This window comes from Jonquetella anthropi DSM 22815 (assembly GCF_000237805.1).
GTDB classification, from domain to species: Bacteria; Synergistota; Synergistia; order Synergistales; family Dethiosulfovibrionaceae; genus Jonquetella; species Jonquetella anthropi.
Genome location: NZ_CM001376.1, coordinates 1,015,006 through 1,032,581 on the forward strand (window position 1 = coordinate 1,015,006; position 17,576 = coordinate 1,032,581).

Annotated in this window: 15 protein-coding genes; all 15 read right to left on the minus strand. The window is 55.1% G+C overall.

Going from position 1 to position 17,576, the window contains the following annotated elements; translation table 11 throughout:
* Window positions 1-447: 447 nt before the first annotated feature.
* The 15 genes from JONANDRAFT_RS04675 to JONANDRAFT_RS04745 all read right to left on the minus strand — a co-directional run bounded on the left by JONANDRAFT_RS04675 (window position 448) and on the right by JONANDRAFT_RS04745 (window position 17,571).
* Complete coding sequence (locus JONANDRAFT_RS04675; protein ID WP_008522985.1) at window positions 448-1,986, minus strand: Na+/H+ antiporter NhaC family protein; 1,539 nt, start codon at window positions 1,984-1,986, stop codon at window positions 448-450.
* 216 nt (window positions 1,987-2,202) lie between these two features.
* Window positions 2,203-3,369 carry a pyridoxal-phosphate-dependent aminotransferase family protein gene (locus tag JONANDRAFT_RS04680; RefSeq protein ID WP_008521374.1) on the minus strand — a complete coding sequence of 389 codons (1,167 nt, stop codon included), beginning with the start codon at window positions 3,367-3,369 and terminating at the stop codon, window positions 2,203-2,205.
* A gap of 31 nt (window positions 3,370-3,400) precedes the next feature.
* Window positions 3,401-3,865, minus strand: coding sequence for a YhcH/YjgK/YiaL family protein (locus tag JONANDRAFT_RS04685; RefSeq protein ID WP_008521375.1), 465 nt, complete (start codon window positions 3,863-3,865; stop codon window positions 3,401-3,403).
* 13 nt (window positions 3,866-3,878) lie between these two features.
* Complete coding sequence (gene arcC, locus JONANDRAFT_RS04690; RefSeq protein ID WP_008521376.1) at window positions 3,879-4,829, minus strand: carbamate kinase; 951 nt, start codon at window positions 4,827-4,829, stop codon at window positions 3,879-3,881.
* A gap of 14 nt (window positions 4,830-4,843) precedes the next feature.
* Window positions 4,844-6,217, minus strand: a complete 1,374-nt coding sequence (gene allB / locus JONANDRAFT_RS04695; protein ID WP_008521377.1) for an allantoinase AllB — start codon at window positions 6,215-6,217, stop codon at window positions 4,844-4,846.
* 27 nt (window positions 6,218-6,244) lie between these two features.
* A complete protein-coding gene (locus JONANDRAFT_RS04700) occupies window positions 6,245-7,261 on the minus strand; it encodes an aspartate/ornithine carbamoyltransferase family protein (protein WP_008521378.1) in 1,017 nt (338 codons plus the stop codon).
* A 32-nt stretch (window positions 7,262-7,293) separates the two neighbouring features.
* Window positions 7,294-8,061, minus strand: coding sequence for a (S)-ureidoglycine aminohydrolase (gene allE, locus JONANDRAFT_RS04705; protein WP_008521379.1), 768 nt, complete (start codon window positions 8,059-8,061; stop codon window positions 7,294-7,296).
* Between the two features lie 188 nt (window positions 8,062-8,249).
* Window positions 8,250-9,719, minus strand: coding sequence for a chlorohydrolase family protein (locus JONANDRAFT_RS04710; protein ID WP_008522988.1), 1,470 nt, complete (start codon window positions 9,717-9,719; stop codon window positions 8,250-8,252).
* Between the two features lie 48 nt (window positions 9,720-9,767).
* The gene (locus tag JONANDRAFT_RS04715) at window positions 9,768-11,297 is read right to left on the minus strand and encodes an amidohydrolase family protein (protein WP_008522990.1); all 1,530 of its coding nucleotides are present in this window, start codon (window positions 11,295-11,297) and stop codon (window positions 9,768-9,770) included.
* Window positions 11,298-11,377: 80 nt separating this feature from the next.
* On the minus strand, window positions 11,378-12,883 hold the full coding sequence (locus tag JONANDRAFT_RS04720) for an ABC transporter substrate-binding protein (protein ID WP_008522992.1): 1,506 nt from the start codon (window positions 12,881-12,883) through the stop codon (window positions 11,378-11,380).
* Between the two features lie 99 nt (window positions 12,884-12,982).
* A complete protein-coding gene (locus tag JONANDRAFT_RS08385; protein ID WP_008521385.1) occupies window positions 12,983-13,195 on the minus strand; it encodes an oligopeptide-binding protein oppA in 213 nt (70 codons plus the stop codon).
* Complete coding sequence (locus tag JONANDRAFT_RS04730) at window positions 13,176-14,567, minus strand: ABC transporter substrate-binding protein (protein ID WP_233417389.1); 1,392 nt, start codon at window positions 14,565-14,567, stop codon at window positions 13,176-13,178. Before JONANDRAFT_RS04730 ends, JONANDRAFT_RS08385 begins: the two co-directional genes overlap by 20 nt.
* A 113-nt stretch (window positions 14,568-14,680) precedes the next feature.
* Window positions 14,681-15,673 (minus strand): ABC transporter ATP-binding protein, encoded by a 993-nt coding sequence (locus JONANDRAFT_RS04735; protein ID WP_008521387.1) that lies wholly within the window; start codon window positions 15,671-15,673, stop codon window positions 14,681-14,683.
* 5 nt (window positions 15,674-15,678) lie between these two features.
* The gene (locus tag JONANDRAFT_RS04740) at window positions 15,679-16,689 is read right to left on the minus strand and encodes an ABC transporter ATP-binding protein (RefSeq protein ID WP_008522994.1); all 1,011 of its coding nucleotides are present in this window, start codon (window positions 16,687-16,689) and stop codon (window positions 15,679-15,681) included.
* 12 nt (window positions 16,690-16,701) lie between these two features.
* Window positions 16,702-17,571, minus strand: coding sequence for an ABC transporter permease (locus JONANDRAFT_RS04745; RefSeq protein ID WP_008522995.1), 870 nt, complete (start codon window positions 17,569-17,571; stop codon window positions 16,702-16,704).
* Between the last annotated feature and the right edge of the window lie 5 nt (window positions 17,572-17,576).

Genomic DNA, 17,576 nt, shown 5'->3' on the forward strand with positions numbered 1-17,576 from the left:
TCCTAAAGAAATAACATAAAATTGGCTTTATTAGTTGTTTTACAGAAATTCCTCCCGGCGGCCGCCTCGAGCGGCTGGGCAATCCACGAAGAATGCCCGCGTTTTTAACCCACAAACGGCAGCAGCCGACTCAGCCGCAGGCAATTCTCCAAACGACGGAACTCCACTGTCAGCATGAACGATTGCCATTTTGCCCCGCGCCTGCCCGGCCCTTCCATTTGCCCGCCACTGATAGACGCCCCACAAAGATACTCCAAAGATACGGCCATACCTTGGACAGCTTTTCAGGTGACGCGTCCATGCTCTCCCCATAAAAACCGCCATCGATTGCCCCCCTTCCTGTCCCGCACGTGCTCCCGCTTCTCTCTTGGGCACAACAAAAGGAAACAAAAAAGCCCTCCTTGCGGAAGTCTCCGCGAGGAGGGCGAAACGATTGCCGAGTGTTTATTAAGCAGCCTGTCTGCAAAGCCGGCGAGCGGCTAGCCGGTGTAGCAGAATCACGGCAAAGGCAAGGGACACGGCCGCGACGACAAGTCCCAGCATCTGGGAGTACAGCCCGCCGACCAAGAAGCCCAGACCGGAGCAGAAGGCAACGGTCAAGCTGTAGGGGAGCTGAGTCTTCACGTGTTCAACGTGGTCAGCCCCGGCGGCAGTTGACGCCAGAATCGTCGTATCAGAAATCGGCGAGCAGTGGTCTCCGAACACACCGCCGCTCAAGGAAGCGCCGATCATCAATTCCATAGGAACGCCGAAGTGGTGAGCCACCGGCAGCGAAATGGGAAGGATAATCGCCCAAACGCCCCAAGAGCTTCCAGTGGAGAACCCAATGAACGCGCCCACTACAAAAAGGAACGCAGGCATAAGGCCGGCGGGAATATGATAGCTTTCGACGATGTTGATGAGATACCCTTTCAGGTCCATCATGCCGGTGAGGGAACCAATGGACCACGCGAGCACCAGAATGACCGGAATGTCCGAGTTGAGGGCCACGCCGTGGCACCATTCAGGGACGATATCCCGGAACCCGAAGACCTTTGAGTGAGCCCCAATAATCCCGGCAGCGATCGAAGCCGTGAGGAACGAGGTGGAAATTGACAGGGAGATGTTCGACTTGACAAATGCCCCGCCAATACCGTTCACAGGGGCATTCCCCGTCCACATAATCATGGCAATCAGCGTGAGGAACAGCACGCCCAGCGGAACGAGGAAGTTCTTCAGCGTCAGGTTCACGCCGCTGAACAGTTTGTCCTCGTCCAAATCATACTTGCCCATCGGATTGTCGTTCGGCCCAATGAGCTGTCCCGTCTTGATTGCCCGCTGCTCTGCTGCGTACATCGGACCGATATCCAAGTCCCAAATAATCACGGCCAGCAGAACCAGCATGCCAAAGGTAGCGTAGAAGTTAAACGGAAGTGCCCGAAGATACACCGACCACGGGTTATCAGTAATGCCCAGCGCGGTGAACTGCGTCGCGATCAAGCCGATCGCATAGGTGCTGTAGCTGGTAATCGGCGACAAAGTGGCGAAAGGACAGCCCATCACGTCGCAAATATATGCCAGCTTGACCCGGGAAACCCGCAGCTTCTCGGTCACAGGCCGCATGATGGAGCCGAGGGTCAGAGTCGGTTCGGTAAAAATAAACGCAAAAGCGCTGGCATACGTCGTCAGTTGCGCCTGCTTACGAGTTTTCACCCGCTTCGCCGCAAATTCGCCAAAGGCCTTCGCGCCGCCGGTTCGTTTAATCAGGTAGACAAAGCCTCCGCAGGAGACGATCAGCATGAGCATACCGGCGTTCCACTCGTTCGCGATCAGCGGGATGAAAAACTTGGAAATCATCGTGGGGAACCCGACGATTGGGTTCCAACCGCAGATAATCGTCGTTCCTATCCACAGCCCAACGACGAGGGAAAAGACCGTCTGCTTTGTCACCAATGCCAGAACAATCGCCACTATCGGCGGAATGAGGGACAGAAAACCGTACTCCACTTCGAGCACCTCGCTTTAGCAGATTATGATGAAATAGAAAATTATTTCCGGTTCTTTATGCTTCGTTCAGCCTCAAAAACGCCCTTAATAGTAATTCAAAAGTATCCTTTACTCGTATTAGAAGCCTATTTGTGCATTTAAGCGCGAACAATAGGGTAAAAAAAGCGCCGGTTGTCCAGTACACACGGAGCAACCGGCGCTTGCAGCGCCTAAAGTCTACTTTTCCTGAGCGAGCCCACGGAGCAGCACGTCCATGGCTCCAGCCACGTCAGCCTTCACGCCCAGCTTGACGCAAGCTCTGGCCACAGCAGCGACCGCGCCGGTGATGACGTGCTTGTCGATGTTGCCCATATGGCCCATTCTGAAGCCCTTGCCGGCAAACTCGCCCAAGCAGCCGGCCACAACGGCGCCTTCCTCTGCCACGGCAGCGCGGAACTTGGCGTCGTCCACGCCGGCGGGGTACAGGTACACAGTCAGGGTCGGAGCGCGGAAGCCCTCTTCGGCGGCGACTTTAAAGCCCAGTTTTTCCACCGACTGGTCGATCAGCTTGGCAATGCGAATGTGCCGTGCATACCGCTCAGCAAGCCCTTCTTCCTTGATGATCCGGACGGATTCCTTAAGCGACCAGATCAGGTTGACGGCCGGAGTTCCCCAGTACTTGGACGGGTCTCTCATGACCGGCACCCACTCGTTGAAGTCGCAGTAGCTTTCAGGGATGAGTTCGCCCAAGGAAGCGCGGCGGTCCAAAGCAGCCTTGCTGGCCCACAGAACCGTCAGGCCGGGGCAGACGCCGAAGGCCTTCTGCGAGCAGGAAAGCACAATGTCGATGCCCATCTTCTCAAGGTTCTCTTCCGCGCCGGCCGCGGCTGCGACGCCGTCGACGATGTAAATAGTCTCAGGGTGCTTTTTAAGAACTTCGCCGATTGCAGCGATCGGAGCCATGACGCCGGTGGACGTCTCGACGTGAGTGACCGTAACGGCAGCGTATTTCTTTTCCTTCAGTTTCGCCTCGACCATTTCAGCGGTGATGCTGGTTCCCCAGTGATCCGTCGCCAGAACGTCCATGTCGAGTCCCTTGCGAAGGCACATTTTCTTGAACCGGTCGCCGAACGCGCCGTTGGAGCAGACGAGGATCTTGTCGCCCCGCTTGGTAGTGTTGGCCAAAGCCATTTCCATGCCCAGCGTGCCGCTGCCGGCAAAGACGAACGCCTGGCCCCCTTCACCGCAGCCCCACATCTCCTGCAGGTCAAGAACGAGCTGTTTGTAATCCGCCACGAAGCACGGATCGCCAAAGGCAACCGTCGGACGCGCCATTTCGTTCTGAATGCTGCGGACAACAGGAGTCGGTCCAGGAATCATCACAAGCCGTTCAGTCTTAATCATTTATTTTTCCTCCTCGCTTGATTTCGCTCTTTTACAGCTCGAGCGTGTCTAACCGAATGCGCATAACCAACTTCCGAAGCGGCGCCGGTTCCGTCATCGTGACGTAGGGCTGGTGTCCGTCCTCGGGGAAAAACAGGGCGAAGCTGTCGTTGTAGCTCCGCTGAAGCGAGCCGGTTCCGGTGTAGAGCTGAACGTCGGTCTGGGCGTTGTAGTCGCCTAACAGCGTCAGCCGCTCGACCGGGCAGTACCCGACCCACTCGTCGCCGGAAAGCGTCATCTGCAGGTCCGCGTGGCGCTGGTGATTTTCAAACGGCGCGTCGCAGAGCCTCTGGCTGTTTTTTTCCTGAATGAGCGCGTAAATCCTGTCGCCTTCCACGTCATACCGACCGGCACTCAGCCCGCTGAAGTCCGTTTGAGTGATGAACTCAAAGGCCCGACGAATCCCCCAGCCCAGTCCGTAATAACGGGAAGCATGAGCAAGCAGTGCTCGAATCAACGGTTCAACCTCCTTACTGACCGGCGCTGATCCGCGTTCCAGCGCTACCGGCCAGAGCCTCCACCGCCTTGTCAAGGCTGGTGATGACCGACAGCTGACCGCCGCGCTGGACAAACTGAACTGCCGCCTCGACTTTGGGGCCCATGGAACCGGCTTTAAAGTGCCCTTCGCTGGCGTACCGCTTCATATCGCTCACGGAGACGCTTCCAAGCCATTTTTCGTCCGGTTTCCCGTAGTTGACCGCCGCAGCCTGAACGTCGGTGAGAATGACGAGCGCGTCGGCTTGAACCTGACAGGCTAAAAGCATACCGGCCAAGTCCTTATCAATAACCGCCTCGACGCCGGACAGCTCGTTTTCGCGGCGAACAACCGGCACACCGCCGCCGCCGGACGCAACAACCGTCGCGCCGCTGCCCAGCAGACTGGTAATCGCCCCGCGCTCCACGATCTCTGCCGGTTTCGGGGACGGGACAACCCGCCGCCAGCCTCGGCCAGCGTCTTCGATCCACTTTTCTTTTCCGTCGGCAGACCGCTTTTTTGCCTCTTCCTCGCTGTAGAACGGCCCTACCGGCTTGGTCGGGTTCAAAAACGCCGGGTCGTTCGGATCCACAAGGACCTGAGTTACCACGCAGACCGGCTCCCGGCCGTCAATTTTTCGGGCCGCCAGCTCGTTACGCAGGCACTGGCACAGCATATAGCCGATGAAGCCTTGGCTTTCGGCGCCGCAGAAGTCCATTGGCAGAGCCGGAACCTGCCCCGCGCCTGCCGCGTTCTGAATCAGCAGGGCGCCAACCTGAGGCCCATTCCCGTGAGTCACCACAACCTGATACCCTGCCGCGATCATTTCGGCAATCTGACGCGCGGCGACTCGAACGTTTTCCATCTGCTCAGCGGCGGTTCCTTTTTGACCCCGCTGCAAAATGGCGTTTCCGCCCAAAGCCACGACTATACGCTGAATACTCATCAATCGACAACCTCTCACTTATCCGCGCCCGCTCCGCCCGACTGTCGGGACAAGAGACGTCCAAAGCCGGCCGGAGCCAGCACCTTATTTCCGTCATAGACGACCGTCCCGCGGACGATCGTCGTTTTCACCTTGCCGCAAAGCTCCATGCCCATGTAGGGACTGTGGCGGTTTTTGTAAAAAAGCGCCTCAGGCGTCACGGTCCAGCGGGCGTTCGGGTCAAACAGCGTCAAGTCGCCGTCGCTCCCCAGAGCCAACTGCCCCTTTTGGGGGAACAGACCGAACACCTTCGCCGGCCCTTCGCAGAGAAGCTGAACGAGCTGCGTCAATGACATGCCGCGCTTGGCCACGCCCTCGCCGTACAGCACCGAAAGGGTCGTCTGAACTCCCTCAGTTCCGCCCCACGCGTCCCAGAAACAGCCGCTCAGCGGGTTCTTCTGAGGGATCGTCGACGGCGAGTGATCCGAGCATATCATATCGACCTTGCCCGACAGAACCCGATCCCACAGCCGCTCCACATCGGCGGCGGTCCTGATGGCCGGGGTGCACTTTAACTCCCCGCCCAGCCGCTCCAAGTCGGACTCGTTGAAAACCAGATAGTGCGGACAAGTCTCAACCGTCGCGGGCTGGTGTTTTTTCGCCTCAGTCACTATATCAACCACTTCGGCAAGTGTGGCATGGCATACGTGCACCCGAGCTCCGGCGCGGCGGGCCATCACCAGCAGGCCCGCCACTGCCAATTCTTCCGTTTCAGGAGCGTGAGCTTCTAAGAACGACCGAACCGTCAGCCGGCCTTCAGCCCGGGCCCGCTTTTCCCTGACCGACGTCAGCTCCTCGTCCTCGCAGTGAACGCCGACCAGCGCGCCGATGCGGCCTGCCTCAACCAGACCGCGCCAAAGGACATCGTGGTTCGCGTACGGGAAATCGTTACCAGCAAAACATGTGAACGCCTTAAAGCACAGCGCGCCGTTCTGGGACATCGCTTCCATCTGGCTCACGTTGTCGTTCACCAGACCGCCCCACAGGCCATAATCGACCACCGACTTGGCCGCGGCTTGGGTTTTCTTTGCCTCCAGCGTCTCGACCGACGTCACAGTCGGGTTGCCGGACAGCGGCATTTCGACGACCGAGCCAACGCCGCCGGCAGCGGCGGCACAGCTCCCGGTGTAAAAGTCCTCCCGTTCGGTCAGTCCCGGATCGTTAAAGTGGACATGACCGTCCACCAAGGCCGGCAGCACCAGCAGACCGGAAACGTCGATAGTCTGGCGGGCCGGGAAAGCCGAAAGGTCGCCAACCGCCGCAATCCGTCCGTCAGCCACGCCGACATCCGCGCGGGCCGGGCCCTGCGGCAAAACGGCGGTGCCGCCACTGACCAGCAAGTCCAGCATGGAAAGACTCCTTTCAGATGGTGCTTCTTAGTTAACGCCGACCATCGACGAGACGAGCGCCATACGAATCGGAACGCTGAAGCTCATCTGCTTAAAGTACAGTTCGAACTCCGAATGATCGATAGCGTAGTCGAATTCCACTTCGTTCCGGGGCAGCGAGTGCATCAGCCCAACGATACGGCCGGTCCGCCCCCGAATTTTTTTCAGGTCTTCCAAGTGAATATAGAACTTGGCGATTTTCTCCATGAAGTCGTTGCGGGCCGCCGGGTTGTCCTTCGGGACGCAGCAGCCGGGCAGGTAGCAGAGGTGGCACGTGGCCATCACGTCGATGAAGTCCTCGCGGCTCAGGTCGTAGTGGGTCTCGATCTTCGCTCCAGCGGCCTTCAGCTTGTCCATGATCAGTGTCGGAATCGGATGCTCGCTCAGGCCGACGTAGACGATTTCCGCCCCCATGATGGCAAGGCCCATCGCAAACGAGTGGCCGCTCCGGGCACGGCTCAGGTCAGACGAGGCAATGCAGACTCTCAGCCCCTCGAAACCGCCGAACGCCCTGTAGGCGGTGTACATATCCAGAAGCCCCTGAGTGGGATGCGTCTCGTTCCCCCAGCCGCAGCTGATGACGGGGACGCGGGCGGCCGGCAGGGCGGCCTTCACCGTCTCATAGTCCGGGTGACGCAGCCCAATGATATCAGCATAGCACGACGCGGTCGTCAGGTGGTCAGACAACGACTCGCCCTTAGCGGCCGACGAGTTGACCGCCGGGTTCGACTCGGAAATCACGCGGCCGCCCTGGCGCAGCATGGCCAGCTCGGTGCTGAAACGAGTGCGGGTTGAAGGCTGAAAGAACAGAGCGCAGAGGACTTTCCCCTCCATCAAGTTCAAACCGTTCCGCCAGAACGGCTCAATCATCTCAGCGGCGCGGAACAGATGGCCATACTGCTCGCGGGTCAGGTCGGTCAGAAACTCAAGGTTGCGCCCCTTCAGTCCTGTCGCTTCAAGCTCATCCTTGATGTTCATAGGCGCGAAGTTCGCCGTCAAAGCCATAATAAAATCGTCCTTTCGTGGTAGATTCGGGACTACAGCTCCACGTCCCGGTTGCAGTCCTTGGAGTAGATGTAGCTCATCGGCTCGCGCCCGCTGGCGTAGACGCACTGCTGGCAGAAAGCGCCCATCCACAGGAAGTCCTCACGCTGAACCGGGATCCAATCATCGCCCAGCCGGTACACGCCCTCGCCGGAAGTGATGTACATGCCGTGCTCCTGCACGTGAGTCTCGATGAACGAATGGCAGCCGCCGGGCTGGAACGTCAGGATATGGAAGTTCATGTCAAAACCGAGGTCGGTCGGCAGCAGATCGACCAAGTCAACGTTCTCCATATCGTCCAAGTGCTTCACAGGCAGATCGTGAACGTTGCCGAACACCGGCCGAGCCGAGTGCCCTTCCAGAGGAATATACTTCTGCTTGTACATGATGATCCGCATCGTACCGTTAGAATCGTTGCGAATGCCCATGCCAACGCCCTCAGGGGCAAACGCGTAACCGCCCTGCTTGAGAACCTTCGTCTCGCCCGCGACCGTAACAGTCAGCTCGCCCTCGCCGTCCATGAAATAGACAAAGCGCTCGCAGCCCGCGTCGCCCCAGTCCTTAGAAGTGTGAGCGCCGGGAGCGACGGTGGACACGTACCACACAAAGCTCGGCCCGATCTTGGGAGAGGCGATGATCGACGTTTTGAACCCCTCAAAACCCGGAATCACGTTGATAACCCGGCCCTCCGGAGGAATCACAGCATAGACTCCGTTGCGAATAACCGCCCGGGACGAAAGCAAACCCTTTGGATAACCCATTGTATCTTCCTCCTTGTTTGTTCGGCGGCAGAAAGCCGCCGTCCATCTCGCCAATTATTGTGACATTTTTCTCTGCTTAGCGCTTTATGTTTAATTACCCATAAATATAAATATTTTTATAACTTAGAGCCAAAAAGCGCCAGAGCAGGACCCTATTTGTTACCTATCGCCATTCCTAAAGGAAAACGTTACTTCCACGCCGGGAACGACGGCGCGAACAACTCATCAAGCGACTGTCCCCTGAAGTCCCGCTCGGCGACGCTCGCCTTCATCCGATCGTAATACTGCTGAGCCCGCTCGTCCAAGCGAGACTCGTCAATGCCCAGAACGCGGCCATTTTCAAATACGACTCGGCCGTTGATCACGGACAGTTTTAAGTCTCTGCCGGATCCGCTGTTCACAAGCGTCCGGAGAGGATCGTCAATCGGCCCGATATGCCGTCCGGACAGGTCAAAGACCACAATATCCGCCTTAGCCCCCGCCGCCAAACGGCCCAAATCGTCCCGGCCAAGCGCGCGGGCTCCGCCGAGCGTCGCCGTCTCGAAGAAATCGGCCACCCGGTTGCCCTCCGGGGACTTGTCGACTCGCCGGGCCATCATGCTGCCTACACTTATGTTGAGTAGCAAGTCACACGGGAACGTGTCAGTTCCCATGGCCATGTTGACGCCCGCTCTCCGGTACCGGCCAAACGACTCCAGCGCCGTGCCTCCTCTGGCGTAAACAAGAGGACAATGGATCACCGTCGTTTTCCTTTCCGCCAAAAGGGCTAAGTCGTCGCCGGGCAGCGGATTGGACAGCTCGCTGAACCCCTGCACGAACAGCCCGTGAGGAATGAGCGTCCTATCGTCGAGAATCCCCAGCGAATCGAGCAGCTGAAGAGGCGTCTTGCTGTGGTGCGAAACAATCCAGTTATACTCAAATGAGCCTTGTGCCGCATGCAGCCTCATCGGGCAGCCGATCTCCCGCGCCGCCGCCTTGCTCCGCACCAAATTATCAATCGTCTGTGTCTCAATACGCTCCGGCACCATTACCGCATTGATCAAGCCGTCAGCCCAACCGCCGTAGACGTTAGCAAAACGGATCGCCCGTTCCAGTCCTTTTTTCCCGGCCTCTTCGTCGTACAGCACGGAAGTCGTCCCGTCGGATGCAACGACACGGTTCCCTGACTGATAGCTGGGGCCGAGGTATACCCGCAGACCTACGTCTCGGGCATTATAAGCGGCCGCTTCAATTTCCTCGTAGGTTTCAGCGCATGCCTTGTACAGCACCGATGTAATCGGCATGGCGGTGGTGATCCCGGCACGAACGAGAGCCGCGTAGGCGTACAGAGATTTAAAAGCCTCTTCCTCCGGGGTCATAAACTCTCTAGGCCCTTGATCCCAGTACTTCTTAGACCACATCAGAGATGCATTTTTCTGTGAAGGGACTTCCCAATGATAGAGACCGTGGTCAATATCCCCCAGAGCGTCCAAATCGATAAGGCCGGGGCTGACGAGAGAACAGCCGCAGTCAATTTCTCGGTCTACCGTTCCGGGGAACTCTTTTGCGCCGACGTACAGTATGTTCTGCCCTTCATATACGACTTGGCCGTTTTCAATTATTCGGTGCCCATGGCCGTCAAAACCGATAACGTAACGAGCTTTTATCCTTGTTTTCATCTGCCTTGAACTCCCTTCGCTTCCTTTGTCCAACTGGCCTTATTACTCTTAAGGACGACTGATTAACTGACTAAAATCGACCCTATTTTCGTCAAGCCATCCCTCTGAATGCCCCCAAAATGTCTCCGCAAGGTTCAAATGCTTTTCTAAGCCCGCTCTCTTAATCGTTTCCATAATTTCACGATGACCGTCAAGCAACATGCTCTTTTCGTCCACCGTCAATACTTTTCGATTCAGCATGACAGGCTTGCCATCGACAAAAACCGTTTCGACATCCTGACCGACTGCCCGTTGGATGAGTCTGTGAACGGGCAGCAGTTCTGGCATGAGATGAGGCTGAAAAGCGTCAACGATAATAACGTCAGCTTTTTTGCCGAGCTCAAGAGACCCTATTTCGTCATCCCAGCCAACAGCCTTTGCAGCGTCAATTGTGATCATTTCGAGCAATTTCCCCGTCGGCAATACACATTCATCATGTAAAAGCATTCGCTGTATTAACTGGGTCTTATGGGCCGCACGGAAAAGATCAAAAGAAGTGCGCGGAGAATTACCATCAGTTGTAACAGCGACATTGCAGCCCAACTCAATGAGCTCTGGAATTGGACAGCGCCCACTGCTCTGTCCCACCCCCGGAGTGCTTGTGACATTTGTTTTTGTCTTTGCGAGAATCATTGCCTCTTCAAAAGAAATACCTGTGCAATGCTGTAAATGGACGTCCGGCCCGAGAAGCGCGTCATCGCACTGTGAAGCAAGTCGAATCATGCCGCCAAAAGCTTCTGTGTGAATTCTCGTTTTGTACTTCGCCGCAACCTGACGCACTCTTTTCATCATGTAGCGGTCATGGTCCGTCAGTTTCACCGCCACATCAGCTGCCGAAGAACCTGAGCCGAAAATCGACGTCAAAAGGACAAAGGGCGCGATAAAAACGCGAATTCGATCGTTAGCGCTATGGTTCCACTGGTCAATAGCTGCCTCAGCTCCGGCCATTAATTCATCAAAGGTATATTCCTTTTCTATCCTCTTCCCGTTAACAATCCGGCTAAATTTTCGAGGGAACGGAGGATTGGAAGGCCCAACAGCCACTATGTTCCGAATTCCAACTTCGGCATATCCTTGAACGCAGTTGCCGGCAAATACAGGATCGTCGCTTCTCTGGGCTGAACTTATTACAGAGACGCCGCAGGTAACACCCATTCTAAGGCGTTCCAGCGCCGCGACTCGGCTTTCTTTCAGCCAGTATTCATCGGTTGTGAAATGGTGATATGTCGGTGTGGCAATATCCATCCATAAGCTGGGAGTATCTGAGCCAATTCCTTTAAACAACGCATGCCCTGCGTGCCCGTGAGCGTCAACTAAACCGGGCATAATGATTTTATGAGTGCAGTTTATGATGTTGTCACAGACATAATGGCCTTCAATTTCTTGTTTTGATCCAACGCCTATGATTTTTTCCCCGAGTATCGCCACAGCCCCGTCACAAATAATCCGACGCGATGTGTCCATTGTGACGACTGTGCCTCCGCTTAAGATGAAATCGACGTGTTGCTTTTCTGCTTTTTGTTTGTCATTGCATATCACTAGACAACACTCCTCTTTCAACAACAGTGCAGGGAGATGACAGCACCCCCCTGCTCCTGTTGTTTAATCCGAATCGTTTGTTATTTTGCCAGTTTTACCTTGTTAAACTCATAAATCCCGCGACGATGCAGCGGGAATTCGGCTATACGCCGACTGATACCCGTGACCTGCTCCCCACCGTACCAATAAAGTGCCGGCACTTTATCCAAGAAATAGCGCTGCACTTCCTTGTATACCTCTGCCCGCTCCGGCCCTTCAGGCGTCGAGGCTCCTTTATCAAGCAGTTCGTCAAACTTTGGATCATTAAATCGAGCATCGTTCGTCGCACCGATGCCGCGGCTGTGATACAGTCTGCCAAGAGCGAACTCCGGATCCGGGAGGTTGTTTCCCCAGCCGCTCATTGAAATTTCGAAGTCGCCTCTTGTTAAACAGTCCAGCAGCGCGCCGTATTCAAGCACTTGGATATCAGCGGTGATACCGACCTCACCTAACATCGCCTGAGCGATTGTTGCCGCATCGACGCGCTCTTTTGATTCGTTGACTTTAATCGTGACGTGAAGATCTTTGACTCCAGCTTCCTTTAAGAGAGCCTCTGCTCCTTCAACATCATAATCGTGTTCAGGCAAAGTATCGTCATAGTAAACCATACCTTGGGGCAACGGACCTTTGGGAGCATACCCAACGCCGCGATAAACGGCTTTTTGAATGCCGGCAACGTCAAGAGCTTTGCTGAAGGCCTGCCGAACTCTCACATCATTGAACGGCGGCTTCGAGCAGTTAAGGACAAAGAAATCCTCGCGAAGATCTTTGCGGCGCAGCAGCTTCAAATTGGGGTTGTCGGCAATTCTGTTGATGTCGTTGACGTTTACTTTAAAGATCATGTCGACGCTGCCGCTCTCAAGCTCGATTGTTCTGACCGAAGATTCTGGCACGGCTCTGATGATTAACGTTTTAAAATCAGCTTTATCGCCCCAATAGTCATCGTTCCGTTCAAGAACGACTCTGTCGCCCTTCCTCCAGCTGACAAACTTAAAGGGGCCTGTGCCCACCGGATGTTCTACATACTTGTCCCCAAGCGCCTCCATCGTCTTTTTGTTCACGACACTGCCCCAAACTTCAGTAAAAGCATAAAGCAACGGGGTAAAAGGCTTTTTCATATGAATGACGATGGTATAGTCATCTTTTATTTCAACGTCTTTAATGTCATTAAGCAAAACGTTTGCCCCAGTTGCTGTAACCGTCGTCCGCCCGCGATCGATCGTGTACTTTGCATCTTCAGCGGTAAAAGGCTCTCCGTTATGGAACCAAACGCCCTTCCGAAGGTGCAAAATATACGTCAAAGGATCCGGCGTTTCCCAACTTTCAGCAAGACGCGGCACTAAATTTCCTTCAAGATCCTGCCACAGCAAGTGGTCATAAATGCAAAGGAACGTTTGGGCACTTCCTGCATCTCCGGTGAGCATAGGATCGAGAGTTTTAATGTCCGTGCTGTTCGCAACGATTAGCGTGTCTGGCTCGTTGTGAGCAAACGCCGCAGGCGCAAGAAAAGCCGCTAATGCAACTGATAACATTAATTTCTTGATCAATATATTTCCCTCCTTAAATTATTTGGAACACAAAATAAAGATTTCCGTTATGAAAACCTCACGAACATTTACCTTGTCAGAGCACGTCTACATATCTTCCTACTTCGCCAGTTTCACTTTGTTGAATTCGTAAATACCTCGACGATGCAGCGGGAATTCACTGATCCGTTTGCTAATAGCTATTACCTGCTCGCCTTCTGACCAATAGATCACAGGGACCTGTCCTAGGAAATAACGCTGCACCTCTTTATATAACGCCGCACGCTCGTCGCCGTCAGGCAGCAACGTTCCCTTATCCAGCAACTCGTCCATTTTCGGATCGCTGTAGCGGGCCCACGATTCCGCGCGTGTGATAGAGCCGGGACATTGCATATTCAGGATCTGGAAGGTTATTTCCCCACCCTAGGAGCGAGACATCAAAATCTCCCCTATCGAGAATATCAAGCAGTGCTCCGTACTCTAAAACTTGAATCTCGGCGTTAATTCCCACTTCAGCCAGCTGAGCTTGGGCAATTGTCGCCGCGTCGATTCGTTCCTTCGACTCATTAACGCGAATAGTGATATTCAGTTGCCCCACGCCGGCTTCTTTCAAAAGAGCCCGCGCTCCCTCAACATCCTGCACAGGCATAGGCAGCGTATCGTCGAAGTACCTCATTCCCAACGGCAGCGGGCCACGAGCTGCGCGCCCTACGCCTCGGAAAACTGCTTTTTGAATTCCTACAATGTCCAAGGCTTTCGCAAAGGCTTGTCGCACACGTACGTCGTTAAACGGGGGCCTTGAACAGTTCAAAATATAGTAGTCGGAACGGAGTTCGGGACGACGGAGCACCTGAAGTTTCGGGTTTTCGGCGATTCGGTTAATATCGTGAACATTTACTTTGTAAATCATATCAACCGAACCACTTTCCAACTCAATCGTTCGGACCGAAGTCTCAGGAATGGCACGAATGATGAGGTTTTTAAACTCTGCTTTATCACCCCAATAATCATCGTTGCGCTCTAGGACAACCCTATCCCCTTTAGTCCAACTAACAAATTTGAACGGTCCCGTGCCGATTGGGTGCTCAAAATATTTGTCGCCCAGTTTCTCCATCGCTTTCTTGTCCATAACGCTGCCCCAGACTTCTGTGAAAGCGTACAAAAGAGGCGTGTAGGGCTGACTCATATGAATCACAATCGTATAGTCTTCCTTAATTTCAACTTCCTTAATATCCTTTAACAGGACGTTGGCCCCCGTCGCAGCAATCGTCGTCCGTCCGCGGTCGATAGTAAGCTTAGCGTCCTCTGCGGTAAACGGGTCTCCGTTATGGAACTTCACGCCACGGCGAAGATGCAGAATGTACGTCAAAGGATCTGGAGTCTCCCAGCTCTCTGCCAAACGAGGGATAAGGTTGCCTTCTAGATCCTGCCACAGCAGATGATCATAGATGCTCAGGAAGACTTGTGCGCTGACAGTGTCACCGGTGTACATCGGATTCAAGGTCTTAATATCTGCAGAATTCGCGACGATTAACGTGTCAGGCATATCATGAGCCATTCCTGTACCAACGGCTCCGCAGGCAAGACATGCCGCAACTAACAGAGAAATACCGCGTCTTTTCATCTGAACTTCGCCTCCCTCGTGATTTAAAAGATTACCTTTTAAAAATTTAGGACTCCGTAGTTCAAATTTTTCCGGCAACAACGTTTTATTTATTTTTTAGTTCCGCTTATAGCCTGACTTTGATATCTCTCCCCCCCTGACCCAGTTTTAGAAATAAATTGACGCCACACGTTCCACTAAATCCTTGTTCCCTCTTATTCAGCCGATTTCACTAAATGGCAGGCGACGAAGTGATTAGGAGCGACCTCTTTCAGCTCAGGCGTCTGAGCCGTGCAGATGTCCTTCCGGAATCGGCACCGGCCGGCAAACCGGCAGCCCGCCGGCGGGTTCACCGGGCTCGGAACGTCACCTTCCAACAGGATTCGCTCCCGCTTCACTCCAACTTTCGGAATTGGAATGGCCGACAGCAGCGCTTGGGTGTACGGGTGCAGCGGGTTCTTGAAGATTTCTTTGTCCCCGGTGAGCTCCACCATGGACCCCAGGTACATGACCGCTATCCGGTCGCTCAGGTGTTTAACCACGCTCAGGTCGTGGGAGATGAAGACGTACGTGTACCCGTTGTCGCGCTGTAGCTGGCACAGCAGGTTCAGTACCTGCGCCTGTATGCATACGTCCAGCGCCGATACCGGTTCGTCAAGGACGATGAAGTCCGGGTTGAGCGCTAAGCTCCGCGCGATGCCGATTCTCTGCCGGCGGCCTCCATCCAGTTCGTGCGGGTAGGTGCCGATCAAACGGCGGGCAAGCCCGACGGTGTCCATGAGCTCCAAGATCCTGTCGTTCATGGCTTTTTTGCTGCTGTACACTTTGTTGACGATGAGCGGTTCAGCGATGAGGTCGGCGACGCTGAGCCGCGGGTTGAGGCACGAGTACGGGTCTTGGAAGACGATCTGGACTTTCTTCCGCATTTCTTTCATTTCTGATTTGCTGAACTTGAGGATGTCGCGGCCGTCGAATTTGACTTCTCCGGACGTGGCGTCCAGCAGCCGGATCATGGTGCGCCCGAGGGTGCTTTTGCCGCAGCCCGATTCGCCAACGAGGCCGAGCGTTTCGCCCCGTTCGATGCTGAAGCTGACGTCGTCTACGGCGTGAAGCAGGCCTCGTTTGGTCTTGAAGTACTTTTTCAGGTGGTTGACTTCCACCATGGGGGTATGGGGAGCGGCTGCTGGTTCTTTCATGATTTCCGTCATGGCCGTCACTCTCCCTTCACGCCTGCTGTGGGATTGAGAATCGGGCAGGCGGCGTAGTGGCCCGGAGCGACTTCTACCATCTGAGGCTCAATTTTGGTGCATTGGTCGACGGCGTAGGGGCACCGGGGATGGAACGGGCAGCCGGGCGGAAGGTCAGTCGGGTCGGGCATGAGTCCGTGAATGACTTTGAGTTCGTCCTGGTCTTCGTCCAAGTCGGGGATGGAGTTGAAGAGCCCTTCGGTGTACGGGTGCCGCGGCTTGGTGTAGAGCGAGAGGGTGTCCGAGTACTCGACGACCCGGCCGGCGTACATGATGGCGACTTTGTCGCACATTTCTGCCACGATGCCGAGGTCGTGGGTGATGAGGATGACCGACGTGTTGAACTTGACCCGCAGCTGTTTCATCAGTTCCAGCACCTGAGCCTGAATGGTGACGTCCAAGGCGGTGGTGGGTTCGTCGGCGATAAGCAGCGCCGGGTTGCACGCCAAGGCGATGGCGATGACGACCCGCTGTTTCATTCCGCCGGAGAACTGGTGCGGGTAGTCGCCGCAGCGTTCGCGGCGGATTCCCACCAGTTCCAGCATGTCGCCGGCTTTCTCGAGCGCCTCTTTTTTGCTCAAGTTCTGATGCAGTTCGATCATTTCGGCGATCTGCTCGGCGACGGGAATAACCGGGTTGAGGCTGGTCATCGGGTCCTGGAAGATCATGGCGATTTTGTCGCCGCGGATCTCGCGCATCTGGTGCTCGCTCTTTTTCAGCAGGTCTTCGCCTTCGAAGTAGATCTCTCCGGACTGGATCTTGGAGGGGGGAGTGGGAAGCAGGCGCATGATGCCGAGCGCGGTGGTCGTTTTGCCCGCGCCGGTCTCGCCGACGAATCCCAGAGTCTCGCCGTGGCCGAGCTGCAGGTTCAGCCCCTCGACGGCGTGGACGTCGCCGGACTCGGTGATGTAGTGAATGGTCAGGTCACGAATGTCAAGAAGCGGGGCAGCGTCGTTCTTAAGAGTCTGTTCAGTCATGGCTCCGCCTCCTTATCGTTTCAGCTTCGGGTCAAGCGCGTCGCGCAGACCGTCGCCCACGAAGTTCAACGCCAGTATGGTGATCATGATGGCCAAGCCGGGGAACAAGGTCATGTAGGGGTAGTCGCGAATATAGCTTCGCCCGCCGGAAAGCATGGCGCCCCACTCGGGCGTGGGCGGCTGAATGCCCAGACCGATGAAGCTCAGGCCGGCGGCAGAAAGAATTGCGCTGGCAACGCCAATCGTCGCTTGAACAATCAACGGGGCCATACTATTGGGAAGAATGTGCTTAAGAATGATTCGCCAGTCTGAGCTGCCGACAGCTCTCGCCGCCTCGACGAACTCCTGACCTCGAAGCGTCAGGACGGCCCCTCGGACAATTCGCGCGTAATGCGGCATAGAAGCAAAACCCACGGCAACCATCAAGTTGAACAGTCCCGGCCCAAGCGACGCTGCAATTGAAATCGCCAGCATCATCTGCGGAATTGACAAAAGAATATCCATGCCTCGCATGATAATGTTGTCTAATTTTCCGCCGTAGTAGCCGGCAAGCGCTCCCAAAAGGCCGCCCGCTACAGTTGAAATTCCAACTGCAATGAATCCAACAAAAAGAGAAATTCTCGCGCCGTAAACTATTCTGCTGAATATGTCTCGCCCAAACTCATCGGTGCCGAACCAAAACTCTTTGCACGGCGCAGTGTATGCCATCATCAAGTTCTGCTTAGAAAATTTGAATGGCGCGATCTTATCGGCAAATATGGCCGTGAGAAAAAGTAATATAACAATAGCTAACCCAAAAACAGCCAACGGGTTATGACAAAACTGATGCCAAATTGCCCGAAATCCTCGTAGGTTTTTCTTTTTTTTCACGCTGTCAGTCATTTTCG